Genomic DNA, 478 nt, shown 5'->3' with positions numbered 1-478 from the left:
AGCGGCGCACCGTGCCCGGGTCCTGGCCGCGCTCCCAGCCCAGCGTCGAGGGCCGCTGTGCCCGGTCGTGCCAGAAGTGCGGCGACCGCGACGCCGGGCGGGTGGCCACCAGCCAGACGGTGGTGTCCGCGCCGTCGGCGGGGGTGCGCAGCAGCGGGGCCATGACCTTGCCGAACCCCGGGATCGACGCGGTGACCCCGTCGGTGGCCACCCAGCCCGGGTGCGTGGAGTACACGTGCGCACCCGGCAACCGGCGCGCCCACTCGGCGGCCAGCACGACCTGCATGCGCTTGGTGCGGGCGTAGGCGCGCACCCCGCTGTACTCGCCCGCGGTGAACTCGAGGTCATCGGCGCGCAGCCCGGCGCCGTACATGCCGCCCGAGGACATCCACACGACCGCGGCGTCGGGGGTCAGGACGTCGGCCAGCAGCGCGGTGATCAGGTGCGGCCCCAGCACGTGGACGGCGAGGGTCAGCTC

At 75.7% G+C, this 478-nt stretch carries 1 pseudogene; it reads right to left on the bottom strand.

Features of this window, described 5'->3' with window-relative positions:
* Positions 1-478: pseudogene (locus M3677_RS16945) on the bottom strand (dehydrogenase); the annotation flags it as partial.

The organism is Curtobacterium sp. P97 (assembly GCF_023712445.1).
GTDB lineage: Bacteria > Actinomycetota > Actinomycetes > Actinomycetales > Microbacteriaceae > Curtobacterium.
The sequence above is the reverse complement of the archived record's forward strand: the minus strand, read 5'-3'. Positions and strand labels throughout refer to the sequence as shown.